Here is a 23,591-nt window from a genome sequence, read left to right as displayed (position 1 = left end):
CTCTACGGATGGGTGATTCAGCCCCTTTCTCAGACGCAAAGGATATGCTAACTGAAGAAAGTCATGCTTTATGATTTCTGAGTTTAGTCATTTTTTCTTGACATCTTATGATTGTTTTATACCCTTTATTATCCTCATGTTTAGCTTAGACTTTTTTATATGGGTGATTAAGTTAGGGTTATCATTTCTAGTGACTTGAGAAATACTATGAGTAAGGGTATGATGGTCAAGAGGTGAAAGTATGGATAGGCTTCAAAAAGTGATTGCACAAGCAGGCGTTACATCAAGAAGAAAAGCAGAGACCTTAATTACCGAGGGAAAGGTCAAAGTCAATGGTAAGGTCGTGAAGGAACTGGGGACAAAGGTTTCTGGGCACGATACTATAGAAGTGAACGGAATTCCCATTGAACGAGAAGCACCGGTTTATTATTTACTATATAAGCCAACAGGGGTAATCTCATCTGTCAGTGATGATAAGGGACGTAAGGTGGTTACCGACTTTTTTTATGACATCCAAGAAAGAATTTTCCCTATAGGTCGTCTGGATTACGATACTTCGGGTGTTCTTTTATTGACTAACGATGGTGACTTTGCCAACCTTCTAATGCATCCGCGCTATAAAGTAGAAAAAGAGTACATTGTGAAAGTGGGTGGGATTCCAACCAAATCTAGCCTAAGGAAATTAGAAAAAGGAATACGGCTAGAGGACGGTGTGACAGCACCTGCGGTTGTCAAATTGATTTCATCTGATCGCCAAAAAAATACGGCCGTCCTTTCAGTGACGATTCATGAAGGTAGAAATCGTCAAGTGAGACGGATGTTTGAGGCTTTGGGGCACCGTGTACTAAAATTAAAACGGGAGCGCTATGCTTTTTTGACGGTTCAGTCAATGGCTCCAGGTGAATTTCGGGAGCTGAAGCCGCATGAAGTCAAGCGTTTAAGGGAGGTAGCTGTCACATAACTGTCACAAAACTGCATGCGAAGCAGTTTTTTTCGCGTTATAGTAGAGGTGAAGATTTTTCATATGAGGTGTTAGGATGTCAAAAAAGCGAAAGCGCTTTTTTTTAAATGCATTGATTGTCCTTATTATTCTGTTGGCATTAACCTATACCTGTTATCGGATCTTTTTTAAATCTCATACGGTAAACGTCGGTGACCCAGCGCCTAATTTTACGGTTGAAAACCTGCAGGGTCAAACATTAAACTTACATAGCCTTAAAGGAAAAGGGGTCATGATTAACTTTTGGCAATCGGATTGTGATCCTTGTAAAGAAGAAATGCCGTTTATTAACGAGGCATACCACCAGCTTAAATCTTCTGATAATATAGTCATTTTAGAAGTGAACTTAGATGAATCTAAGTCTGTGGTCTCTGGATTTAAAGAAAAATATGATCTCGATTTCCCGATTTGGCTTGATCATCATAAAATTGGGCAGGATCTTTATAATGTACAAGGGATACCAACGACCTTTTTTGTTGATGCGTCAGGTCAAGTGGTAGAGAAGGTTCAAGGTTACATGGAAAGTGAAAAAGCCATCATGGAGAAGTTAGAACAGATTCGTCCGTAAAAGAGGTGTTTTCATGAGTCGAATTATAGTATGCGAATGCGGACATAAAAATCCTGAAGGAACAATTTTATGTGAAGCCTGTGGTAAGCCCCTTCAAGAGGAACAGTCGAAATCGCTTCTTAACATGCGTTATGAAGGAAGCGCGCGTCGTTCTCAAACGTATAACCGAACACCAATTGATAAAATCTGGAATTATTTTTCCTCTGTAAAAGTTGGTGTGACCCTTATTATTTTAGTGCTTATTGCCGTGGCGATTGGAACTATATTTCCGCAAGAAATCTATATTCCTCAAAATGCAGATCCTGAAACTTTTTATAAAGAACAATATGGTATTTTTGGTGAGGTCTATAAGGCGCTAGGCTTTGACAATCTTTATAAATCTTGGTGGTTTGTTGTCTTATTGGGCTTGCTTGGAACTTCTATTATTGTTGCAAGTATTGATCGGTATATTCCATTACATAGAGCCCTTAAAAATCAAAAAGTGAAACGCCATGAACGGTTTTTAAAGAAACAGCGTATCTTTGGTACGACAACAACAGCAGATGCTGAAGTGATTTTTGTAAAAGCTGAAACCGCTTTGAAAGAGAAGCATTATAAGGTGAGAAAAGAAGAAGGCGCGCTTCTTGCCGAAAAAGGAAGGTTCTCACGGTGGGGTCCCTATGTTAACCATATTGGCCTTATTGTGGTCCTAATTGCTGGTGTGCTGCGTTTTATACCGGGAATGTACGTGAATGAAAATCTTTGGATCCGTGAAGGAGACACTCAGGCTATTCCTGGAACTCATAATGAATTTTACATAGAAAATCATAAGTTTAGTATGGAAACGTATAAAAAAGATGATCCTCAATATAAAGAAGCATTAGATAGAGCGGGCTCAGTAGTAAAAACCTATCGTTCTGATATTACCTTATACAAAGCAAAAGGGGATACAGTCCTTGGCGAAAAGCCGAAACTCAAGAAAATAAAAGACTTTGGAATCGAAGTAAATAAGCCCCTTGAATTTAGTGGTTATCAAGTCTTTCAAGCAGACTATCGTACGGATGAGCCCTATGCAATGAAATTTAAATTAACAGATAAAGATGCGAAAAAGTCGTTTGGGAATTTTAGTGTCAATTTATATAGTCCAAAAGAAAATTATAACTTTGATAATGGTTATAAAGTACAATTGATGTATTATTTTCCGGACTTTTATTTTGATGATAATGGTGACCCCGCGACGAAGTCGGATACCCCGAATAATCCGGCGTTTATTTTTAATGTTAAGACGCCAGACAAGCCTAAAGGAGAAACAAGTTTTGTCGCCATCCAATCCAATCAAGCGATTAGCAAAAATAATCAATATAAGCTAACCTTTGCTGGGCTTGATACGCGTAATGTTTCAGGACTAATTGTCAAAAGGGATTTTACCATTTGGATTTTCTTTGTTGGCGCGATGATTTTTCTCTTAGGTGTGGTGCAAGGGATGTATTGGAACCATCGGCGGATTTGGTTGCAAAAGCGTGATGGTGAAGTTTGGATGTCTGCCCATACCAACAAAAATTGGCATGCGACCAAAAAAGATATTCACTATTTAACGGAAAAAACAGGCTTGAATGAACCCAGCGATCAACTTGAGCAAAAGGTGTTTGAAGAGGAAAGGGGGATAAATACATGAGTATGGTACAGATCAGCAGTGCGTTATTGTTGACTGCTTTTATTCTTTATTTATTTGGGACAATCCTATTTACTGTAAGTGTCACAGGTAAAAAGTTCAAAAGTAAAAAGAAGGCATCCACAGGATCACGAATAGGGAATTTTGCCTTCTTCATCGCTATTCTTGGTTTTTTAGCTCAAGTGGGTTACATTTTCACAAGATGGAGTGCTGATGGGCATTTTCCGATAAGCGATATGTTTGAGTATACGACATTTCTTAGTGTCATGATGATTCTAGGCTTTATCATTATCTATCTTATTTACCGAAACAATAGTATTGGGATGATTGCCCTCCCAATTGCCGTGATTGTGATTGCCTATGCGAGTGTGTTTCCGAGAGATGTGGAACCCTTAATTCCAGCGTTACAAAGTTCATGGCTCATGATCCATGTGACGACAGTCTCTCTTGGTGAAGGGATATTGATGTTGAGCTTTGTTGCGGGTCTGGTTTATTTAATTCGTGTCATCGATCAGACAAAAAGGAGTAAGCGAACATTTTGGCTTGAAGCTGTTATGATCTTCTTGGTTTGCGCTTTAGGCTTTGCTGTCATTTCTGGGATATTCCAAGCCGCTGATTATAGTGAGAAGTTTAAATGGGTCAACGAAAAAGGCTCTGAGGCGACGCTTGAATACAAAATGCCAGCCATTGCGGGGCCACATGACGGAGAAAAAATCAGTGCAGGATTTGGTCCCTTATTTGAAGCCCCTTCTTGGATGAATGGTGTTGAAGCTCCGAAAAAGTTTAATACGGTCATCTGGTCTTTTATTAGTGGATTAATTATATATGGATTGATACGTTTAGTGTTAGGTGGGCGGCGGATTGGTTATGCATTAAATAAAGCCCTAAGGAATGTTAATCCGCCACTCATGGATGAAATCAGTTATCGAGCGGTCGCAATTGGCTTTCCTGTTTTTACTTTAGGAGGGCTCGTTTTTGCCGCGATTTGGGCTCAGCAGGCTTGGTCAAGGTTTTGGGGCTGGGATCCCAAAGAAGTGTGGGCATTGATTACTTTCTTCTTTTATGCTGCCTATTTGCATTTTAGATTATCACGTGGTTGGGAAGGTGAAAAATCTGCCTGGTTGTCCGTGATCGGTTTTGTAATTATTATGTTCAACCTCATATTTGTTAACCTTGTTATCGCGGGGCTTCACTCTTATGCCTAACAAAGATCAAACACCTTCATGCTGAATGAAGGTGTTTTTTTAAAAAAAGGTCTATAATGGTAAAATGTAAGAAGAACAAAGCCTAATATAATTTAAATATGTTACAATGCGATTATTAACGAATATTTATACTTGTAATATTGAGGAGGATCTCCATGTCTGAGGAGAATGCAACGATATTAATTGTAGATGATGAGGATAGAATTCGCCGTCTTATCCGGATGTATTTAGAGCGAGAAGGCTATGCCATTGAGGAAGCCGAAAACGGAGAAGATGCCTTAGCCATGGCTCTTGAGAAGGATTATGATTTAATACTGCTGGATCTTATGTTGCCTGGAATAGATGGCGTTGAAGTGTGTGAACGTCTACGAGAGCAAAAAGCAACGCCAGTGATTATGCTGACAGCAAAGGGTGAGGAAGCTAACCGCGTCCAAGGTTTCGAAGTGGGAACGGATGATTATATCGTTAAACCTTTTAGCCCTCGTGAGGTGGTCCTTCGAGTCAAGGCCCTGTTGCGAAGAGCTTCTTCTACCAAGTTTTTAGAGACAGATACTACAGCAAAAAATGTTCTCGTTTTCCCGCATCTGACCATTGATCACGATGCACATAGAGTAACTGTAGATAATAAAGAAGTGAGCTTAACACCGAAAGAATACGAACTGCTTTACTATTTAGCGCAAGCGCCTGATAAAGTTTACTCAAGGGAAGAACTTTTAAGGGATGTATGGAATTATGAATTTTTTGGTGATCTCAGAACAGTGGATACCCATGTAAAGCGACTTCGTGAAAAACTGAACCGTGTTTCAGATCAAGCCGCTAATCTCATCGTGACGGTATGGGGGATTGGTTACAAATTTGAGGTGAGTAACGATTGAGACTTTGGCGGAGTGTTGTTGGGAAAATTTGGGGGACAATACTTCTCCTTGTTACCGTTGTATTGCTTTTGTTAACAATACTCCTTCTCCAATCTTTTGAGAATTTTCATGTAGGACAAGTTGAAGATCAAATGGGGCGAATGGCGGATAAAGTAGCCACCCTTGTCCAAGAGGATCCAGACTCTGATAATGTGTATAAGACAGCATCCGAAATCATTGATGCGAACTCGGCCAGAGTGGTTATCATTGGAGGAAAGTACAGTCATTGGATATCGCCGAACAGTAACAATCTTCCTGTATTAACAGAGGATATGATTCAAAAGGATCCTGATCTGCATCAGGTACTTGTGGATCATAATAAAATTAAAAAGCAAATGGATTTAAAAATAAGCGGTGATGACCATCACGAACGTGTCGTTGTGGCTGCTGTTCCTTTGAAGCTTAGCAACGGTCAATATGGGGCAGTTTTTGTGTATGAATCTCTAAAATTAGTGAACCAAAGCAATGATTATGCTAAGAAAATCATTTATATAAGTGCTGGCATTGGGATTATTTTAACGACTATCTTTGCCTTTTTTCTTTCAACCCGGATTGCTGCTCCTTTGCGTGATATGAAAAAGGCCGCTCAAGAAATAGCTAAGGGCAGTTTTGATAGAAATGTGCCTGTGATAACCCGTGATGAGATTGGTGAACTTGGCGTGGCCTTTAATAAAATGGCTAGTCAACTTCAAGCGAATCTGACGGCCTTAAATCAAGAAAAAGAACAACTCTCAGGTATATTAAGTAGTATGGCTGACGGTGTAATGACTTTTGATAAAGAAGGCAAGCTGTTAATTTCCAATCCTCCGGCGAAGCGATTATTACATTCTTGGTGGTACGAGACACATCAAGAGGAGGAAAGAGTCCCAGTCGCCCGCGACTTAACGGAAGTGCCGCCTTCAATTCGCGAGTTATTCTATCAAGTTGTAACCGAAGTAAAAGAGCAGACAGCGGAGGTAAGCTATCAAGGAAGAACTTGGGTGCTGCTCATGACCCCGCTCTATGATCAGAAAATTGTGAGAGGCGCAGTTGCGGTGTTGAGAGATATGACTGAGGAAAGGCGTCTTGATGAACTTCGTCAAGGGTTTATTGCCAATGTCAGTCATGAATTAAGGACACCGATTTCCATGCTACAAGGTTACAGTGAGGCCATAGTGGATGATGTGGTGAGCAGTGAGGATGAAAAACGTGAAGTGGCCAAAATCATCTATGATGAGTCTAAACGTATGGGCCGTTTGGTCAATGAACTGTTGGACCTTGCCCGGCTTGAGGCGGGACATTTCCAACTGAATCAAACCATGGTGAGTATTGGTGATTTCTTTACAAGAATTACCCGTAAATTCTTTACTTTAGCCAAAGATCAAAATATTTCGTTGCGTTTCGAAGGCCCTTCTGATCCACAGAGACAGATCTTTGTGGATCCTGATCGGATTGAACAGGTGCTCACGAATCTGATTGACAACGCCATTAGACATACCGAAAGTGGCGGGAAAGTCACTGTTCGTGTCGAAGAATACGCAAAAGATTTACGAGTGAGTGTCACCGATACAGGAACGGGCATTGATGAGGAAGACCTTCCTTTTGTTTTTGAACGCTTTTATAAGGCTGACAAAGCAAGAACCCGAGGGAAATCAGGGACAGGACTCGGCCTCGCCATTGCTAAGAATATCGTAGAGGCCCATCAAGGTAAAATTTTTGTACAAAGTAAAAAAGGGAAAGGGACGACGTTTACTTTTATCCTTCCCAATAAGGCATCGTGATGAAAAAGGTGGAGATATTAAATTTCTCTACCTTTTTTATATGATCAGAATTTATTAGTTGAACGTTTATAGTGTTGATCGCCACTCCAGGTCACTCGCTTTCCTCATGACCACACGACTAAGGAAAGCTGCTAAGAGAATCATCCTCTCAGAAAAATCGTGTTTTTACGATTTTTTGATGTGGGTAGGGTCCGCGTTCGATGCACCATCGGGGTCCCCGAAAAGTGTTCTTTACTTTTTGGGGGGGGAATCGGGGTCCCCGAAAAGTGTTCTTTACTTTTTGGGGGGGTGAGGTGCTCGCTTCGGCGGTGCCACACGGACGTGACGCTTTTAGCCGATCGTCCTTCGAGGAAAACTGTCCTAGTTGTGTTTGAATAGTTTAGAATTTCACCTTTGAGTTAAAGACTTCTGTCCCAATGCCATTTTTATGGTTTAAAAAGCGATCTTTTTATGTCGAATTTTGATAGAATAAGAGAAAGAGCGCAAGAGGTGAACATTCTTGAATTATACAGAGTTTCTCTATTTATATTTACTCGACAAATTTAAAGGTGAACGCTCTATATTTGCGATCTATCATCTTTTAAAAGGAAAGCGCACAGCCCAGACTATACAAGATGGTTTTTTATATCAAGTTCACCCGTTTTTTAATGTGTATCCCACACTTGACCGCCAATCATTCGAAGCAAGTATATCAGAGCTTCAAAAGTGTGGGTATATCAATGGGGAGGGATCAAAGGCTGTTCGATTATCACATAAAGGGGAACTGGCCATAGAGGCGATGAATGATCGGTATACCCTTCCTAATGGACTTGATGGTTGGTTTTCTGGAGAGAGGGCAGAATGCTTTTGGATGCGTTTGTCTTTACTTGTTCAAACGCTTTCTCATCTCATTAAACATGAAAAACGCTTTATTCCTATTATTAATGATACCGTCACATTGCGGTGGCTCAAGCGGTTTTTTCGGAAAATAGCTCTTGATAGAAATGAATTGAGTGACAATTTATTTCTGGAGTTGAAAACATTATTTGAGACATTACCTGCGATTGAAGCGGACTTGCTGACTTATAAATTGTCTGGGAATGGGGTAACAGGCCTAACAATGGCGCAATTAATGGCAAGGTTTGCGATAGAAGAATCTGAGCTTTATTTACTTTTTTATTCTGGACTACATAAAATTTATCAAAAGGTCTCTGATCAGCCCGCGATGTTTACCTTACTAAAAAAATTGCTTCCAGCGTTACAAGGGACCACATTGACTCAAAGTACATCTAAGACGAAGCAACTTTTAGATAAAGGGTACAGTCTTACCAAGATAGCTCAATATCGTGGTTTAAAGGAAACGACGATTCAAGATCATATTGTCGAAATCGCCTTTCATGATCGCTATTTTCCGTTGCAACCGTTTGTCACTGAAGAGGCAAGACAAGCCATTTCTGGGGCACTAAAAAAGATTCCCTCTCGGCGACTATCGGTTATAAAAGAGGCGCTTGGCAACGATGTGGATTATTTTCAGATCCGCCTGGTTTTGACGAAAGAAGGGAGCTCTTAAGTATGCTAACGGCATTATTAAATGAACGTTTTGGGTATACAAGCTTTCGCCCGGGTCAAAAGGAAGTCATTGAAGATGTCATTAAAGGTCATGATGTTTTTGCTATGTTACCTACAGGGAGTGGTAAATCTATATGCTACCTATTGGCAGGTTATTGTAGAGAGGGATTGGTGGTAATTGTGTCGCCTCTTTTATCATTGATGGATGACCAAGTGCAAAACATCAGAATGCATGGTGAAACGAGGGTTGCTGCTCTTAATAGTTTTCTATCAAAGGAAGAATGGTATGAGGTACTCGATCACCTTGAACAAATAAAATTTCTTCTATTATCTCCTGAAATGTTACAGTCGCACATTGTTCAACAAAAACTAAGAAATCGTGGCGTGGGTTTATTTACAGTGGATGAAGCGCATTGTGTCTCCCAGTGGGGCTATGAATTTCGACCTGATTATCTCAAGCTTAAGAATATTAGACAATATTTAGGACATCCCCCTTGTTTGGCGCTCACGGCTACAGCTGATCCACAAGTGAGAGCTGATATTATTGAAAAATTAGGTATGGAAAAGGGCGTCCAGCATGTCTATTCCGTTGATCGGCCCAACATTTCCCTATGCGTTGAAGAGTTTCAGGGAACTTTACAAAAACAAGAACGTATGGTTGAACTTGCCTTAAAATTGAAAGGGCCAGGGATCATCTATTTTTCTTCACGTGAATGGACTGAGACAGCGACTACACTATTGCAAGAGCAAACACCTTTGCGAGTGGCCTTTTATCACGGGGGAATGTCGGGGAATGAGCGACGGTTAATACAAATGCAGTTTTTGAATGATGAGCTTGATATTGTGTGCTGTACCAATGCTTTTGGGATGGGCATTAACAAACCGAATGTCCGCTATGTCATTCATTTTCATTACCCTAAGCATCTTAATGCCTATCTACAGGAGATTGGTCGTGCTGGACGAGATGGTTTGCCAAGTATTGCTCTATTACTCTACACCCCGGAAGATCACGCCTTTCCAATGTTTTTTATAGAAAAGGAATTCCCAACTGAAGCACAACTCTCAGCAGTGATTGACGAGTATACCTTTAAGAGAGAGAGAGACGTTGTGCAACTGGCTATTGAAAAAGGCTGTTCAGAATCAGCCGCGCGTTTTCTTAAAGAACAACTACAAACGTTCGGGGACAATGAAGAGAAGAAGACTATCATGCAAAAATTGCAGGAGCTCATTACGGAAAGAAAGAGGATTAAGCTGAATGAGCACAAAAAGTTTCTTCAATGGCTACAGGCCAGTGGATGTAGACGCGAAGGTTTACTCCGGTTGTTTGGTGAGTATTTGAACCATGAAGTCCATGAGTGCTGTGATCATTGTCAAGTCCATCTACAACCTTATTTCACAGGCTCTGTTACAACAACCCAGAGGAACGAATCTCAAGCGAATGCTTCCTGGCTTAGTCGCTTAGAGATGTTATTGAGTGAGAAAGTAGGTCGTGGTGTCAATGCCGAAAAAAGTTGATCTTGAAGCTATCCCAAATACAGCGATTATCAAAAGTTTTTATATGTCACAAGGCTGTCTCTTTATTGTGTTCGCCATTTTGTATTTTATCTTCCGACATACCTTCACATTAAACAACAAATTAACGTTTAATTTCAAAGAGGTTGTCTTCTTAGGATTGTTGAGTGGTGTCATTGTTGCTTTATTAGAGCTGCTATTAGACAAGCTTTTGCCTAAACATTGGTTGGATGATGGAGGCATCAATCGTCGGATCTTTGAGGCGATGTCAATGCCGCATATTTTTCTAGCTATGCTTATTGTAGCAGGTGTTGAAGAATTGCTCTTTCGAGGTGTGATTCAAAGTGTCTTTGGCTTGTGGCCAGCGACCATTGTCTTTACTTTATTGCATTTTCGTTATTTGCGTAAACCGTTGATGTTCATTATCGTTTTTGGATTAGGGCTTTATCTTGGGTGGCTATATCATTACACAGGCAGCCTTTGGCCATCGATCGCCTGTCATTATGTAATTGATGTCTTCCTTGGTGTACTCATGAAAAAAGAAATAAACGATGCGTCGTTAGACTAAAAGGGGGCAGTAATATGGATGACAAACAAGAGCCTTCATTAACTTCAACTTCCACTGTTAACCTTCCTCCGCGGAGACAGAGACACTCGAAAAAGAAACAACGCCAAACGGAAAAAATTGAGGACTTACAGGTGCTCAAGCAAGATAGCGTTTTTCACGAGCGCCTTGAAGATAAGGCCATGAATCAGGAGAAAAAGAAAAGTATTGAAGAGGAGGAAAAGGTGGAGCCTGAGTTAGCGGATGAGCAGGCAGCAGCTTCTGAGAGTCCTAGGCGGAATGGGGGCTTGATTTTCGCTAATCTTATTTTATGGCTGTTTTTGTTAATGTTAGCTGGACTATTATTTTATGTGACAACCTCTTAAAATTCTCTGTTAAGAGACTGTCCTAAAGTGTCTTCCTTTATCATAAAAATAAAATGAGGAGGAAGGCGAATGGTCGATTATATTGATCAAATGTACAGAAACGGAGAAATATCTGAACACACTTATTATTTGTTAAATAAAGTCAAGGAAAGAAAGCGAAAAAAAGACAATTATAAAAAAATTCTATATAGCTTATCTTTAATGGTATTGATTCTTTGTGCAGTCGCTCTTTATACTTTGTTTGATGGACAGGGAACTCAAGCCGAAGAGACGATTTCCATTGCCAATATGCTTCAAAACACGTTTTTCACCCGCATTCTCGTGGCCTTTTTAGGCGTATTTACCTTATGGCGGTTTGCAAGTAAAAAATATGAAGAAGTCGATAAAGAGTATGAGAAACTAAGGATTGAAATTATAGAACGATCTCAAGAACTTTGGTCGCATACATATGATAAGGATTCAGTAGTGCAGGCTTATCATACGTTAAAGCAAGATTATGATATTAATTTATATCATAAATAAAAAATAACAAAAAGATGCCTAAGAAAAGGCATCTGTATCTCCATCTAAAAGATTTTTTTACCTGTATTCGAGTCCTTAATAAGTTCAACGGCTTCTCTGAACCGCTGTGAGTGAACAATTTCTCTCTCCCTTAGAAAACTTAAGGATTCATTTAAGAAAGGATCATCCGACATATTAATCAACCATTGGTAGGTGGCCCGTGCCTTTTCCTCAGCAGCAATATCCTCATAGAGATCAGCGATGGGATCGCCTTTTGCTTGGATATAGGATGCTGTCCAGTTGTTTCCGGCGGCATCATGATAGAACAAAGCGCCGTCATGATTGGCGTAGTGATCACCCAGTCCCGCTTGCTTCATCTCTTCAGGAGTCGCATCTTTTGTTAATTTATACACCATCGTTGCAATCATTTCAAGATGGGCAAATTCCTCTGTTCCGATATCAGTAAGTAGACCAATGACCTTGTCAGGAATGGTATAGCGTTGATTCAAGTAACGGAGAGCTGCAGACAATTCACCATCGGCACCCCCGTACTGTTCAATTAAAAACTTTGCAAGTCGTGGATTACAAACACTGACTCTGACGGGATACTGCAATTTTTTTTCATAAAGCCACATGAATGACACCCCTTTACTTGAGAATTCTTTGAAAAAATTAAACCTGCCAGGGCCAAGGTGATTCTATCCATGCCCAAGGATGGGTGCTGTAACTATGTCCAAAGTGAATCATCGGTCCGTATCTTTCTTCAAACATTTGTCGGAGTTCTTTAGCTTTCTTAGTGAATGTATTATATTGCTTAATGGCCTCTAGATCTTGAGGATGGGTATCGAGATATAGGTTAAGCTCAACAAGTGTAAAATCAATCTTTTGAATTTCCTCTAAGCGTTGATAATAGTCATCCGGTAAGGGTTTATTAGCCAATGCGCGTCCCTCCTTTTATTTCCCATCGTGCCGATAAGGATTAGAATAGGGTGCATACAGAGCCGGCCAAAGGGTCCCGTGTTTTAAAGCTTCAGCAGGTGAAAACTGTTCTAAACCTTCGGGTTGAAAGCCGAGATAAAGCTGTGGCGGTGTTTCATAATACTTGACTGGTATCGGTTTACACGGGTCGAACCGGCTGATAAAGGGCTCGAAGCTTTTTCTAAATGACGTATCCATAGTTCTCCTCCCCTCATTTCACACTCATTAACTTTTTATATGTACAAAAAGCTTGGCATATTCCCTTCCGTAAATATCGGTTATAATCAAAAAGAAGGAAAATCCTACGAAAATGTAGAATGGTATGAAGAAGTAAAAGAGGAGGAACGACTATGTTTGTCAAAAGCGTGATGATACCTAAGCACAAAACGTATTTTGTAGAAGACCAGGTGTTTGTGAAGGAAGCTCTGGAACTTCTTGAACAGCATGAGATTGATGGCATGCCTGTGATAAAGGGAGATACCTATAAGGGTTTAGTCACTAAGAATACGATTTTTGAGGCGGCTTTTCATTCGAATAAAGAGAAACAAGTGTTTATGGATACAACGACCGTTGGTGAGATCGCCACGGCTCAAGAAAATACAGTCAATGAGAATGATGGATTTGAAGAAACCGTCATAAAAATGAAAAATGTGCCGATTGTGGCAGTAGTAGATGATGCCAAGCGATTTCTTGGTATCGTGACCCGTTATGAGGTATTGGATCAATTTCAAAGCGTGTTTGGCATGAACAAAAAAGGATTAAGAATTGTATTTTCATCCGTGGAAACCGAAGGTAGGATTCTTCGTCTGTCAGAGATCACTAGACAATTTCATCAAAATATTATCTCATTAACTACTTTTGATGATTCGGACAAGCTTGTTCGTCGTATTGTGATGAAAGTCGTGGATAATGAGGATACACAAAAATATATTCAAAAACTTGAAAAAAACGGTTTTAAAGTTCTTGATATTAAACGAACGTAACCCATCGTTTGGATTTACCGCTGTATGTTCAATATTTAAGCTCTTTTATCAAAGGTAACACCTCTTTGCCCTTTTTCATACTTTGGTTATGGGAGGGGGTATTTTTGAGAATACTGATAGGGTATATGGTAGGTATTTTATGCGGCTATGAAGCGACTAAAGTATTTTCAATGATGGGTGATTCAGCCAAAATTGGGGACTTGATTTTAGAGCCCTTAACGTTTTTAGAAGGAGCTATTTTTTTCTTAGCTTGTTTTATTATTCTTTCCAATGTGATGCAGATAAGATGCATTCATGTGTTCAATCAAAAGCGAGAAAGAGGCCATGGACAGCGCATCTTTTTAGTCGTTGATGCCATCGTCTTAGTGTTAGGATGGGGTTATTTATTTTCCTGTTCTATATGGGTTGCCGCTGTACTCCTTATATTAACTGCTATTCATTTCGGGCTTTCCTTTGATAAGATACAGAGGGAAGTATCCTAAACAAGCTGTGGGAGGACATTTTTTGATTATCCTTATTATTACAGTCTGTATTGTGATCTCAATAGTTTTTTCCTTCCTGATTTATATGTTAAGAGAAGCCCGTTTAAATATCATTTTAACGAAGGATATTGACGTAAAGACACTCCCAAAGGAATTCGATGGTTTTTCAATCTATTTTATTTCGGATGTTCATCGTCGGAGGATCTCTGATGACATGCTTCCACAAACACTTAGTCCAGATATCGTCATTATTGGTGGGGATCTTACAGAAGAAGGCGTTCCGTTTTCACGAGTGCGTGAAAATGTGCAAAAACTCCGTCGCTTTAATGTTCCGATATTGTTTGTTTGGGGAAATCATGATCTTTATGTCGATCGCTATTCCTTTGAACAAATATTAATCGACAATGGGGTTAAACTACTTAATAATTCGGTATACACATATAAAAAAGCTGGCTTATTTCTAAATCTTATTGGAGTTTGTGACTCAACAAATGAGCTTGACCGTCTTGATGAGGCTTTGGAAGAGACACTCCCTGGAACGCGGGTGCTAATTAGTCACAATCCTAATATTGTTGAAAAGATTAAGGTGGAAGACCATATCCCTTTAGTGATAAGTGGTCATACCCATGGAGGTCAAATTCGAGTGTTTGGCTGGGGCATTCGTGAAAAAGCAGGCGTGTGGACCAAGCCATTTGGTACCCTTATTATTAGTGCGGGCTATGGGACAACGTCCTACCCATTGCGTTTAGGAGCACCGCCGGATGCTTTATTTATCCGACTACATCCAAGTGACATTCAGCACTAAAATAGTCGAAATGACAAAGCGTCATGGAGAATGCATTGACTATTACCGGATGTCGTTGTTGAGCCAGGCTCTTAAAAGGGTGAAGGAAAAATACGAGCAGAATAAGCTTTTGAAGTGCATTTTAATTTACCCCGAAAACTTTATTAGAAATCAAATGCGTCTTTAAAAACAGAATTCTGTTCTTTGTGTTTCTTAACTTTAGTATAAAACGCTTGTCCTTTAACTGTGGCAATTGTATACTACGAACAAGTAGTTATTATGAACACAATAGAAAGATCTAGCATAAGGTATAAAAAGAATTGTGTCATGGTAAGGAGGACCTTATATGCGGTTGGAGCGCTTGAATAGTGACAAGATAAAAATATTTTTGACGTTTGATGATCTTCAAGAACGTGGGATTACTAAAGAAGATATGTGGACCAACCTGCCGAAAGTCCAAAATTTGTTTCGTGACATGATCATGGAAGCAGATGATGAATTAGGCTTTCAAGCTGACGGACCAATTGAGGTAGAAGTTTTTTCTTTACCTGCTCAAGGAATGGTTGTGATTGTGTCTAAGCGATTCGATCCTGATTTTATTGATGACGAAGAGGGTGATGACGAATTTATTGAGATGCAAGTCACATTAGACGAGAGTAATGAAATCATCTATACGTTTAATGATTTCGAAGACGTTATTGCATTGTCTCATCGTCTTTCCCCTTTAGGAGTAAAAGAAGGTGCTCTCTTCCACTTTGATGGCAGTTATTACCTATTCTTTGAAGAAAATGAAATCACCATTGATTTAGATACATTTATTGCTCTTTTAGCGGAGTTCGGAAATCCTTCTACTGTCACACAATATCGTTTAATGGAGTACGGAAACGCTATAATGAGTGAAAAGGCGATTGAACATATAAAGCGATATTTCTAAATATAAAGCCTCCCTTAGCATAAAAGGTGAGGTTCTTTATATTGGGAAAAAGACGATAATGTGGCGAACTTTTGAATAGGGTCCTTAATGCTTAAACTTTCTTAAGAAGATGGAGTGTCCTCTGTTTTTTATTATATTAATAATGCATGGTAAACATGATTAAAATAAGCAAAGGGTTCTGGAAAATAAAGAATATAAATTTCAAATAAGAAATTTAGTTTAAATCATTGAAAAATGCTCATGTTTTCTCTATAGTAAATGAGTAATTAAAAATCCATGTCATAAAAAATTTAAAAGAATAAAGATCATAACATAAGGGTGACTTATAGTTGCTTATGGCAAGTGTTATGGGAGGTCAAAAATGGTAGCTCAGAATGGAACTGGAAACCAAAATGTAGAAGCTGAAAAACTTGATGTACTGGAATCAACTCAAACCGTTATAAAGGAAGCTTTGGATAAATTAGGCTATCCTGATGAAGTGTATGAACTCTTGAAAGAGCCAATGAGAATGATGACGGTTCGTATTCCTGTTAGAATGGATGATGGATCAACTAAAATTTTCACCGGCTACCGTGCTCAGCATAATGATTCAGTGGGACCTACGAAAGGTGGGGTACGTTTTCATCCTGAGGTGACTGATACCGAAGTGAAAGCGTTGTCAATATGGATGAGTTTAAAGGCTGGTATCGTTGATTTGCCTTATGGTGGTGGGAAAGGCGGAATAATATGTGATCCCCGTAATATGTCTTTCCGTGAACTTGAAAGATTAAGTCGAGGGTATGTTCGAGCCATTAGTCAAATTGTTGGACCAACAAAGGACATTCCTGCACCAGATGTCTTTACCAACTCACAAATTATGGCTTGGATGATGGATGAATACAGCCGTATTCGTGAATTTGATTCCCCGGGTTTTATTACCGGTAAACCGCTTGTTTTAGGTGGATCTCATGGACGAGAATCGGCGACTGCCAAAGGTGTCACGATTTGTATTCGTGAAGCAGCCAAGAAACAAGGCATCCCATTAGAGGGGGCACGCGTTGTTGTTCAAGGCTTTGGGAATGCAGGCAGCTTTTTGGCCAAGTTTATGCATGATGAAGGTGCGAAAATCATCGGAATTTCCGATGCTTACGGTGCCCTTTATGATCCAGAGGGGCTTGATATTGATTACCTTCTTGATCGCCGTGATAGCTTTGGGACAGTGACAAAACTTTTTAAAAATACGATTTCAAATAAAGAGCTTCTTGAACTCGATTGTGATATTCTTGTTCCGGCAGCTATTGAAAACCAAATTACAGAACAAAATGCTCATAATATTAAGGCGCAAATTGTTGTTGAAGCAGCAAACGGTCCGACTACGCTTAGAGCGACTAAGATTTTAACGGACAGAGGCATTTTACTCGTTCCTGATGTTCTTGCCAGCTCCGGTGGGGTTACGGTCTCTTACTTTGAATGGGTGCAGAATAATCAAGGCTTTTATTGGACGGAGAAGGAAGTGGATGAGCGGTTAGAAAAAGTACTCATTAATTCCTTTAATAATGTCTACAATACTTCAAAGAATCGTAAAGTAAATATGCGGTTAGCGGCTTATATGGTTGGTGTTCGGAAAATGGCTGAGGCTTCCCGCTTCCGTGGTTGGATTTAATGTTTCGCTATTAAATGTGGATGAAATGTCCATATTATGTGTTGCAAATTATTGAAACTTCTCCTATGATTTTTAGGAGAGGTTTTTTATTACTTAAAGGACCTATTTTATGTGAAGAGGGTAATACATGTAACCCAAGATAAGTATGGCCACAATTATATAAAAGGGATAACGGGTTATTATCCGTATAGCCCTGTTTTTATTTGATGATTATTCATTTGATGCTGAAGAAAGCAGAGCTTATGAATGAATTTTGATTAATTTTACTTTTGCGCTTTTTTATGGGGAGATGACATCGAATGGATAAAAGGATAAGGGATATTATTATTATTGGTGCTGGCCCTTGTGGTTTGTCAGCAGCGATTCGGTTGCAAGAAGCAGGGTTTAATCCGCTTATCATTGAAAAGGGAAATATCGTACAAGCGTTGTATAATTATCCAACACATCAACAGTTTTTTAGTACGAGTAATAAGCTGGAAATTGGTGACATGCCCTTTGTTATTGAAGATCGAAAACCAAAGAGAAATCAAGCCCTTGCTTATTACCGTGACGTTGTGAAAAGGAAAAAAATCAATGTCAATGCTTTTGAAGAAGTGGTTAAAGTGGAAAAGGCTAAAGATGGTTCTTTTGAAGTTCATACGGTTTTCAGGGGAGAAGAGGCTCGTGTATATCAAGCAAAGGATGTCGTTGTATCTACGGGTTACTATGATCATCCTAATTATATGGACATTCCGGGCGAAACATTGCCAAAAGTGTTTCATTATTTCAAGGAAGCTCACCCTTATTTTGATTGTGATGTCGTTGTTATAGGCGGAAAGAATTCGGCTGTAGATGCGGCAATGGAGCTTCACCATGCGGGTGCACGGGTCACTGTAATCTATAGGGGTTCTGATTATTCGTCGAGTGTAAAGCCGTGGATCCTTCCTGAGTTTCAATCACTTGTAAGACATGGTTATGTTAATATGATTTTCGAAGCTGAAGTTAAAGAAATTCTTCCAGAGGCTGTCGTCTATCATCATGAAGGTAAGGAATACAGCCTTAAGAATGACTATGTCTTTGCTATGACGGGTTATCATCCTGATCACTCTTTTCTGCAATCAATGGGAGTCAAGGTGGAAAAGGAAAGTGGTCGGCCTATATTTAATCCTGAAACGATGGAAACGAATGTTCCAGGCATCTTTATCGCAGGGGTGATTGCGGCGGGAAATGACGCGAATGAAATTTTTATTGAAAATGGTCGGTTTCATGGCGATGCCATAACTCAAGCCATTACAAAGAGACGAGAACTACAATAATTTTAAGTGAAGGGTTATCAAGAAAAATTTATAGGATTTTTTGTATTCACAGCGGATTTAAAATGATAAGATAGTGTAAACATCAAGCACTGTGATCCACTTTGTCAAAAAAGCCTTGAAAAATAAGAATGAATGAACTGAAACATTCTTGATGAAATCACTTTGACGTACACCCCGTTTGCTGGGGTTGACATGAGAAATGAGGAACACACATGTTGGCTATTATCACTGCAGGGATTGCTCCCGGAATAGCCTTTCTCTCCTATATATATTTAAAAGATAAATACGAATCTGAGCCGATTGGTGTTGTGATAAAGACATTTATTATTGGTGCTTTATTGGTCCTTCCAGTCATGATGATTCAGTATGCTTTTTCGGCGGAACATCTTCTGCAGGGGCGGTTGGCTCAGGCGTTTCTTTTGAATGGACTTTTAGAAGAATTTTTAAAATGGTTTATTGTTATCTATACGGCTTATCATCATGTGGCGTTTTCTGAGCGGTATGATGGTATTGTATATACAGCCGCTGTTTCTTTAGGTTTTGCAACAGCTGAGAATGTGTTTTATCTTTTTGCCTATGGCATTGACGTGGCTTTATGGAGAGCTTTGTTACCTGTGGCAAGCCACGGTTTATTTGGCATTATTATGGGCTATTACATTGGACGAGCAAAGTTTTCTAGAAATAAGGTAAAGTGGCTAAGCCTAGCACTATTTATTGCCGTTGTTCTTCATGGCGTTTACGATGTTTTTATGAATTTTAGAACGCTTTGGCTTTATGCGATTGTTCCTTTCATGCTGTTCTTATGGTGGTATGCCTTGCGGAAGGTAAAACAAACTTACAAGGATCAAGAAAATTGGTATAAAAATTCTGGACCAGAACGTCCAACAATAAATGGTCCTTTTTGATAAGATAGATTTTATATTTGTTAAAATAATATTTTTTTTAGGCGACTTTCTAACAAGAAGGTTCGCCTTTTTTTATAATGTCAAAATGTATACTTAGTGAAGAACTTAGAGGTGCAATTTGACTTGGCGAAAAGCTGAATTTTTTAAAGTGTATAATTTTTGGTCTTGAAAATAGGTGTTGATCGCCATTTCTGGCTGGTTGCTCTCCATAAATGTTCCGAAGCTCGCGCCTTCCGTTCCAATCAACTGAGTTGCTGATGTTGTCTATTGGTGAAAGACTTTTCAATGTCAACACGAGGACCGGGCATGCTCGTTTTTCTTACTAGGATCCTTTATGTTTAAGCTCAATGATAAATGGCTTTGACCTTTTGAAACTTGTCTATAGGGAAGTTTCAAAAGGTCATTTCTTTTTATTGAGTATAAAAATAAAAGTTTTACGGAAAATAGCCTTATGAAAAAGGATTTTTCAAGGAGGATGGATGATGAAGAGGGAATGTCAACCTTTTAGGATCATGATTCTTTGCCTCGTGCTTTCATTTGCAATGGTGACTATCCCCACCCATGAAACCAAAGCTTTCTCACCACAGGTGATTCAACAAGGGGCTACGGGGGATGATGTCATTGAACTACAAGCTAGACTTCAATATATCGGTTATTACAAAGGTAAAATTGATGGCATATTTGGTTGGGGAACGTATTGGGCTTTAAGAAATTTTCAAGAAGCCTATGGTCTTAAAATTGATGGTTTAGCAGGGGCTACAACCAAGAATAAGCTCGTCGCTGCTTCAAAATATGATGAGTCTTACGTAAAGAAAAATATTCAACAAGGTAATAATTTTACATACTATGGGGGTGTTTCGTTAGATAAACAATCATCACCTAGTAAGAATTCAGGTACTTCTAATGCCGGGAATACAACGAATAATGCAGGGAAGACGACGAACAATACCGGGGGAAATCAATCTTCTGGAACTTCGTCAGGGTCAACGAACACAGTCAAATATACAGTGAATAACCTTCCTGAAGGATACAGCGCTAATGACATTAAACTACTTTCGAATGCAGTATATGGAGAATCGCGCGGTGAACCTTATGAAGGACAGGTTGCAGTGGCGGCGGTTATTCTTAATCGTGTGGATAGTTCCTTATTCCCGGATACTGTTTCAGGGGTTATTTTTCAACCAGGGGCCTTTACCGCTGTTTCTGATGGCCAAATATGGTTAACGCCCAATAAAACAGCTGAACAAGCCGTTATGGATGCAATCAATGGCTGGGATCCCTCTCATGGTGCCCTTTACTATTTTAATCCGGATACAGCGACATCAAGTTGGATCTGGGGAAGACCCCAAATCGATAAAATTGGAAAGCATATTTTCTGTAAATAGCGTGGAGGTGAAAAAATGGGACGTAATATAGTGATCGCCGTTTTAGTTGTAGCATTAATCAGTACTGGGTATTGGGGTTATTTGGAGCATAAAGATAAAAATGTTATTTCGACGAATGCTGAAAATAATTATCAACAAGCCTATCATAATTTGACGTATTACGTGGATAATATCCACGATCACTTAGGGACAACTTTAGGGACAAGTTCAAAAGACCTCGCTGCTCCGGAATTAACTGAGGTATGGCGGATGGCTTCACTCGCACGCGGTGAAATTGGACAGCTTCCGGTGACTCTATTACCTTTTAATAAAACCCAAGAGTTTTTGTCTAATTTAGGTAAATTCAGTTTTCAAACAGCGATAAAATCAAATAATGGGAAACTATCTGATGACGAATACAAACAGCTACAGAATTTATATAACCAATCAGAAGAAATAGAAACTGATCTAAGGCAAGTGCAAAAAACAATTGTTGATAATCATCTCAAATGGATGGACGTCGAGGTTGCGCTAGCCTCCCAGAAACAGCCTAATGATAATCAAGTGATTGATGGACTGAAGGCAGTAAATCAAAAAGTTGAAGGCTTTCAAAATGAATGGGGACCAGCAATTGCTCGGTCAAATCTGGATGAATTGAGTGAACTGAATAAACTTGACGGCCCGACGATTTCTAAAGAGCAAGCAGGCGAAGCGGTCAAGAACTTCCTAAATATAAAAAAGGCACAAGTGCAAGTCCGTCAGCTTGGGAAGGGGTCAGGCTATAAGGCTTATAATGTGACGATTAATCAAAAGGCAAGTCCTATTGTTGCTTCAGTTACTCAGAAGGGCGGAGACGTTGTCTCGTTCATCAAACATCGTGATGTTGGAAGCAATAAATTAAGTTTGAACGATGCGGTTGATAAAGCAAATAAATTTTTGAAAAGCCATGGTTTTAATAACATGAAGGTGACCAAAACAGATCAGTATAACAATGTTGGGGTATTAACTTATGTGTTATCAAAAGGTGATGTGTTTCTTTATCCATCGTCTATTCGAATCAAAGTGGCGCTTGATAATGGTGAAGTTTTAGGCTTTGATGATAAAGAGTATTTGGTGCATAAAGACAATAGATTAAAGAGTTATAAACCGAAAATAAAAGCAGCTGAAGCCGAAAAAGGTCTAAGCCAAAATCTTGACATAAAGACAACGGATTTAGCCGTCTATGAAAATGAGTTAGGTGAAGAAGTGTTATGTTATTCCTTTTTAGGGACTCGAGACAAAGATACCTATAGAGTTTTTGTCAACGCAAATACAGGACAACAAGAGAAAGTTGAACTTTTGACTGCATAATAGAGAAAGTGATGTCAGAAAGAGTGTTGCTATCATTAAGGCTGGGGCAAAACAAATTGAATACAATACCGAACAATGTCAGTTCACAAATGGAGCGTGTAATCAAAATGCGGAGAGTTAGAAAACCTTGAAACCACGATTTTTCCGCGAGATGCGGCCCGTATCCGTGGAAAGCGAAGTGTTTTGACGGAGCGATGCGCCTCGTTATAAGAATATAGAAAAATCCGGTCATTCATAGAATGTTCGGATTTTTCTATTGCTGCTAGAGACTTTCTAAAAGCCGCTTACCATTTGATACTGATATTTTCTTATTATAGTTAATTGCATTTTTTAGGAGAATAGTGTGATAATAGAACTATATATTCATGGGAGATGGATGAAGTGTTAAAAAAAGGGATAAACTTGTATTTAGAGCTTGTAAATGAGGGGAAAAAGGAAAAATATAAAACCAAAATAGCGGAAATGACAGACGATGAGATATTTGTTGAACTGCCTATTCATGATAAAACAAAAAAATTTGCTTTTTTTATTTTAAACACAAGTTTTAAAGCGGTTTATTATGATTCAGGTAAAGTATTTCAGTTTACTACCGTGCTATTGCGTAGAATAAAAGAAAATGTCCCGCTGTTAGTTTTATCTTTTCCAGGAGAAGAAAATATAAAGACCATTCAGCGACGGCAATATGTCCGTGTAGAAACGTCTCTTGATGTGGCCATTCACCCTGTTGTTCCTCATCAATTTTCTCCTTTTACAACCGTCACCTTGGATGTGAGTGGGGGCGGCTTATCCGTCCATTTACCTAAAGACTATGGATGGCAACCTGATCAGGAAGTTGATCTTTGGCTTGTTTTACCGATGGTAACGGGGGAATATAATTATTGCAAAATAAGAGGTCTTTTCATCCGTCAATTTATATCAGGTAAGTTTTTACGAGCTTCTTTTGAATTCAAGAATATTAGTAAGCAGGAGCATCAGAAACTTATACGCTATACACTTGAGAAAGACCTTTATTCCAAACGGTTAGCGAAGTCATAAAGGAGGTTAATCATGCGGAGTGATTTACCAAAAACCGTTGAAAAGTGGTTAGTAAGACTTGTGATTATTCAATTCATTGCGCTTATCATGGCCCAGTTTATGATGAAACACCATACTCTTTCTCCCTATTTAAATAAGGCAGTGAGATATGAGGGCGTTTTTGAGCCGAAAGAGAGTAAGACTCTTGATACCATTCAACAATCTCCCTATATGTGGTATGATGAAAATAAAAAATTTAAGGAATAGTTAT

The 23,591-nt window shown here is 39.3% G+C and carries 25 protein-coding genes; 22 read left to right on the top strand and 3 right to left on the bottom strand.

Annotated elements, in window-relative coordinates:
• Positions 1-241: 241 nt before the first annotated feature.
• The 11 genes from IEV91_RS06720 (at position 242) to IEV91_RS06670 (ending at position 11,610) form a co-directional block, all read left to right on the top strand.
• Entirely contained in the window at positions 242-961 is a 720-nt protein-coding gene (locus IEV91_RS06720; protein WP_188496651.1) for a pseudouridine synthase, read from the top strand.
• Between the two features lie 76 nt (positions 962-1,037).
• Positions 1,038-1,568 carry a thiol-disulfide oxidoreductase ResA gene (resA, locus tag IEV91_RS06715; protein ID WP_188496650.1) on the top strand — a complete coding sequence of 177 codons (531 nt, stop codon included), beginning with the start codon at positions 1,038-1,040 and terminating at the stop codon, positions 1,566-1,568.
• 13 nt (positions 1,569-1,581) lie between these two features.
• Positions 1,582-3,222 (top strand): cytochrome c biogenesis ResB family protein, encoded by a 1,641-nt coding sequence (locus tag IEV91_RS06710; protein WP_188496649.1) that lies wholly within the window; start codon positions 1,582-1,584, stop codon positions 3,220-3,222.
• 2 nt (positions 3,223-3,224) lie between these two features.
• Positions 3,225-4,424 carry a c-type cytochrome biogenesis protein CcsB gene (gene ccsB, locus IEV91_RS06705; protein ID WP_188496680.1) on the top strand — a complete coding sequence of 400 codons (1,200 nt, stop codon included), beginning with the start codon at positions 3,225-3,227 and terminating at the stop codon, positions 4,422-4,424.
• Between the two features lie 155 nt (positions 4,425-4,579).
• The gene (locus IEV91_RS06700) at positions 4,580-5,299 is read left to right on the top strand and encodes a response regulator transcription factor (protein ID WP_188496648.1); all 720 of its coding nucleotides are present in this window, start codon (positions 4,580-4,582) and stop codon (positions 5,297-5,299) included.
• Positions 5,296-7,098 carry an ATP-binding protein gene (locus IEV91_RS06695; protein WP_188496647.1) on the top strand — a complete coding sequence of 601 codons (1,803 nt, stop codon included), beginning with the start codon at positions 5,296-5,298 and terminating at the stop codon, positions 7,096-7,098. The genes IEV91_RS06700 and IEV91_RS06695 overlap by 4 nt, the downstream gene beginning before the upstream one ends.
• 499 nt (positions 7,099-7,597) lie before the next feature.
• A complete protein-coding gene (locus IEV91_RS06690) occupies positions 7,598-8,647 on the top strand; it encodes a YpbB family protein (RefSeq protein ID WP_188496646.1) in 1,050 nt (349 codons plus the stop codon).
• Between the two features lie 2 nt (positions 8,648-8,649).
• The gene (locus IEV91_RS06685) at positions 8,650-10,161 is read left to right on the top strand and encodes a RecQ family ATP-dependent DNA helicase (protein WP_188496645.1); all 1,512 of its coding nucleotides are present in this window, start codon (positions 8,650-8,652) and stop codon (positions 10,159-10,161) included.
• Entirely contained in the window at positions 10,145-10,726 is a 582-nt protein-coding gene (locus IEV91_RS06680) for a CPBP family intramembrane glutamic endopeptidase (RefSeq protein ID WP_188496644.1), read from the top strand. Before IEV91_RS06685 ends, IEV91_RS06680 begins: the two co-directional genes overlap by 17 nt.
• 14 nt (positions 10,727-10,740) lie before the next feature.
• Positions 10,741-11,088, top strand: a complete 348-nt coding sequence (locus tag IEV91_RS06675) for a hypothetical protein (protein ID WP_188496643.1) — start codon at positions 10,741-10,743, stop codon at positions 11,086-11,088.
• Between the two features lie 69 nt (positions 11,089-11,157).
• A complete protein-coding gene (locus IEV91_RS06670) occupies positions 11,158-11,610 on the top strand; it encodes a DUF2663 family protein (protein WP_188496642.1) in 453 nt (150 codons plus the stop codon).
• Between the two features lie 44 nt (positions 11,611-11,654).
• Here the strand turns inward: IEV91_RS06670 and IEV91_RS06665 are convergent, their stop codons facing one another.
• The 3 genes from IEV91_RS06665 to IEV91_RS06655 are packed head-to-tail and all read right to left on the bottom strand — an operon-like array spanning position 11,655 to position 12,765.
• Positions 11,655-12,224: a manganese catalase family protein gene (locus IEV91_RS06665; protein ID WP_188496641.1), complete on the bottom strand. Its 570-nt coding sequence runs from the start codon at positions 12,222-12,224 to the stop codon at positions 11,655-11,657.
• A 37-nt stretch (positions 12,225-12,261) separates the two neighbouring features.
• On the bottom strand, positions 12,262-12,528 hold the full coding sequence (locus tag IEV91_RS06660) for a spore coat protein CotJB (RefSeq protein WP_188496640.1): 267 nt from the start codon (positions 12,526-12,528) through the stop codon (positions 12,262-12,264).
• A 15-nt stretch (positions 12,529-12,543) separates the two neighbouring features.
• Positions 12,544-12,765: a spore coat associated protein CotJA gene (locus IEV91_RS06655; RefSeq protein WP_188496639.1), complete on the bottom strand. Its 222-nt coding sequence runs from the start codon at positions 12,763-12,765 to the stop codon at positions 12,544-12,546.
• A 152-nt stretch (positions 12,766-12,917) separates the two neighbouring features.
• Here IEV91_RS06655 and IEV91_RS06650 point away from each other — a divergent pair, with 152 nt between their 5' ends.
• The 11 genes from IEV91_RS06650 to IEV91_RS06600 all read left to right on the top strand — a co-directional run bounded on the left by IEV91_RS06650 (position 12,918) and on the right by IEV91_RS06600 (position 23,587).
• Positions 12,918-13,550 (top strand): CBS domain-containing protein, encoded by a 633-nt coding sequence (locus IEV91_RS06650; RefSeq protein ID WP_188496638.1) that lies wholly within the window; start codon positions 12,918-12,920, stop codon positions 13,548-13,550.
• Positions 13,551-13,654: 104 nt separating this feature from the next.
• The gene (locus tag IEV91_RS06645) at positions 13,655-14,032 is read left to right on the top strand and encodes a hypothetical protein (RefSeq protein WP_188496637.1); all 378 of its coding nucleotides are present in this window, start codon (positions 13,655-13,657) and stop codon (positions 14,030-14,032) included.
• Between the two features lie 22 nt (positions 14,033-14,054).
• Entirely contained in the window at positions 14,055-14,837 is a 783-nt protein-coding gene (locus IEV91_RS06640) for a metallophosphoesterase (protein ID WP_188496636.1), read from the top strand.
• A 325-nt stretch (positions 14,838-15,162) separates the two neighbouring features.
• A complete protein-coding gene (locus IEV91_RS06635) occupies positions 15,163-15,750 on the top strand; it encodes a genetic competence negative regulator (RefSeq protein WP_188496635.1) in 588 nt (195 codons plus the stop codon).
• A gap of 361 nt (positions 15,751-16,111) precedes the next feature.
• Positions 16,112-17,392, top strand: coding sequence for a Glu/Leu/Phe/Val family dehydrogenase (locus tag IEV91_RS06630; protein ID WP_188496634.1), 1,281 nt, complete (start codon positions 16,112-16,114; stop codon positions 17,390-17,392).
• 299 nt (positions 17,393-17,691) lie between these two features.
• Positions 17,692-18,687: a YpdA family putative bacillithiol disulfide reductase gene (locus IEV91_RS06625; RefSeq protein ID WP_188496633.1), complete on the top strand. Its 996-nt coding sequence runs from the start codon at positions 17,692-17,694 to the stop codon at positions 18,685-18,687.
• A gap of 212 nt (positions 18,688-18,899) precedes the next feature.
• Positions 18,900-19,592, top strand: coding sequence for a glutamic-type intramembrane protease PrsW (gene prsW / locus IEV91_RS06620; protein ID WP_188496632.1), 693 nt, complete (start codon positions 18,900-18,902; stop codon positions 19,590-19,592).
• A gap of 479 nt (positions 19,593-20,071) precedes the next feature.
• Complete coding sequence (gene sleB / locus IEV91_RS06615; RefSeq protein ID WP_373284403.1) at positions 20,072-20,977, top strand: spore cortex-lytic enzyme; 906 nt, start codon at positions 20,072-20,074, stop codon at positions 20,975-20,977.
• Positions 20,978-20,992: 15 nt separating this feature from the next.
• A complete protein-coding gene (gene ypeB, locus IEV91_RS06610) occupies positions 20,993-22,306 on the top strand; it encodes a germination protein YpeB (RefSeq protein WP_188496630.1) in 1,314 nt (437 codons plus the stop codon).
• 381 nt (positions 22,307-22,687) lie between these two features.
• On the top strand, positions 22,688-23,341 hold the full coding sequence (locus IEV91_RS06605; RefSeq protein WP_188496629.1) for a flagellar brake protein: 654 nt from the start codon (positions 22,688-22,690) through the stop codon (positions 23,339-23,341).
• A gap of 12 nt (positions 23,342-23,353) precedes the next feature.
• Positions 23,354-23,587 (top strand): YpfB family protein, encoded by a 234-nt coding sequence (locus IEV91_RS06600; protein ID WP_188496628.1) that lies wholly within the window; start codon positions 23,354-23,356, stop codon positions 23,585-23,587.
• Positions 23,588-23,591: the final 4 nt, after the last annotated feature.

The sequence above is a fragment of the Pullulanibacillus pueri genome (assembly GCF_014639255.1).
Taxonomy (GTDB): domain Bacteria; phylum Bacillota; class Bacilli; order Bacillales; family Sporolactobacillaceae; genus Pullulanibacillus; species Pullulanibacillus pueri.
Note: the sequence above shows the minus strand (reverse complement) of the source record. Positions and strands in the feature narration are given on the sequence as shown.

Excerpts from the sequence above, each read along its gene's own strand:
- IEV91_RS06720 (WP_188496651.1), top strand. The coding sequence starts at position 242 with ATGGATAGGCTTCAAAAAGTGATTGCACAAGCAGGCGTTACATCAAGA.
- prsW (WP_188496632.1), top strand. The coding sequence starts at position 18,900 with ATGTTGGCTATTATCACTGCAGGGATTGCTCCCGGAATAGCCTTTCTC.
- IEV91_RS06650 (WP_188496638.1), top strand. The coding sequence starts at position 12,918 with ATGTTTGTCAAAAGCGTGATGATACCTAAGCACAAAACGTATTTTGTA.
- ypeB (WP_188496630.1), top strand. The coding sequence starts at position 20,993 with ATGGGACGTAATATAGTGATCGCCGTTTTAGTTGTAGCATTAATCAGT.
- resA (WP_188496650.1), top strand. The coding sequence starts at position 1,038 with ATGTCAAAAAAGCGAAAGCGCTTTTTTTTAAATGCATTGATTGTCCTT.
- IEV91_RS06655 (WP_188496639.1), bottom strand. The coding sequence starts at position 12,765 with ATGGATACGTCATTTAGAAAAAGCTTCGAGCCCTTTATCAGCCGGTTC.
- sleB (WP_373284403.1), top strand. The coding sequence starts at position 20,072 with ATGATGAAGAGGGAATGTCAACCTTTTAGGATCATGATTCTTTGCCTC.
- IEV91_RS06710 (WP_188496649.1), top strand. The coding sequence starts at position 1,582 with ATGAGTCGAATTATAGTATGCGAATGCGGACATAAAAATCCTGAAGGA.
- IEV91_RS06680 (WP_188496644.1), top strand. The coding sequence starts at position 10,145 with ATGCCGAAAAAAGTTGATCTTGAAGCTATCCCAAATACAGCGATTATC.
- IEV91_RS06700 (WP_188496648.1), top strand. The coding sequence starts at position 4,580 with ATGTCTGAGGAGAATGCAACGATATTAATTGTAGATGATGAGGATAGA.
- IEV91_RS06600 (WP_188496628.1), top strand. The coding sequence starts at position 23,354 with ATGCGGAGTGATTTACCAAAAACCGTTGAAAAGTGGTTAGTAAGACTT.
- IEV91_RS06630 (WP_188496634.1), top strand. The coding sequence starts at position 16,112 with ATGGTAGCTCAGAATGGAACTGGAAACCAAAATGTAGAAGCTGAAAAA.
- IEV91_RS06670 (WP_188496642.1), top strand. The coding sequence starts at position 11,158 with ATGGTCGATTATATTGATCAAATGTACAGAAACGGAGAAATATCTGAA.
- IEV91_RS06635 (WP_188496635.1), top strand. The coding sequence starts at position 15,163 with ATGCGGTTGGAGCGCTTGAATAGTGACAAGATAAAAATATTTTTGACG.
- IEV91_RS06675 (WP_188496643.1), top strand. The coding sequence starts at position 10,741 with ATGGATGACAAACAAGAGCCTTCATTAACTTCAACTTCCACTGTTAAC.
- IEV91_RS06665 (WP_188496641.1), bottom strand. The coding sequence starts at position 12,224 with ATGTGGCTTTATGAAAAAAAATTGCAGTATCCCGTCAGAGTCAGTGTT.
- ccsB (WP_188496680.1), top strand. The coding sequence starts at position 3,225 with ATGGTACAGATCAGCAGTGCGTTATTGTTGACTGCTTTTATTCTTTAT.
- IEV91_RS06625 (WP_188496633.1), top strand. The coding sequence starts at position 17,692 with ATGGATAAAAGGATAAGGGATATTATTATTATTGGTGCTGGCCCTTGT.
- IEV91_RS06685 (WP_188496645.1), top strand. The coding sequence starts at position 8,650 with ATGCTAACGGCATTATTAAATGAACGTTTTGGGTATACAAGCTTTCGC.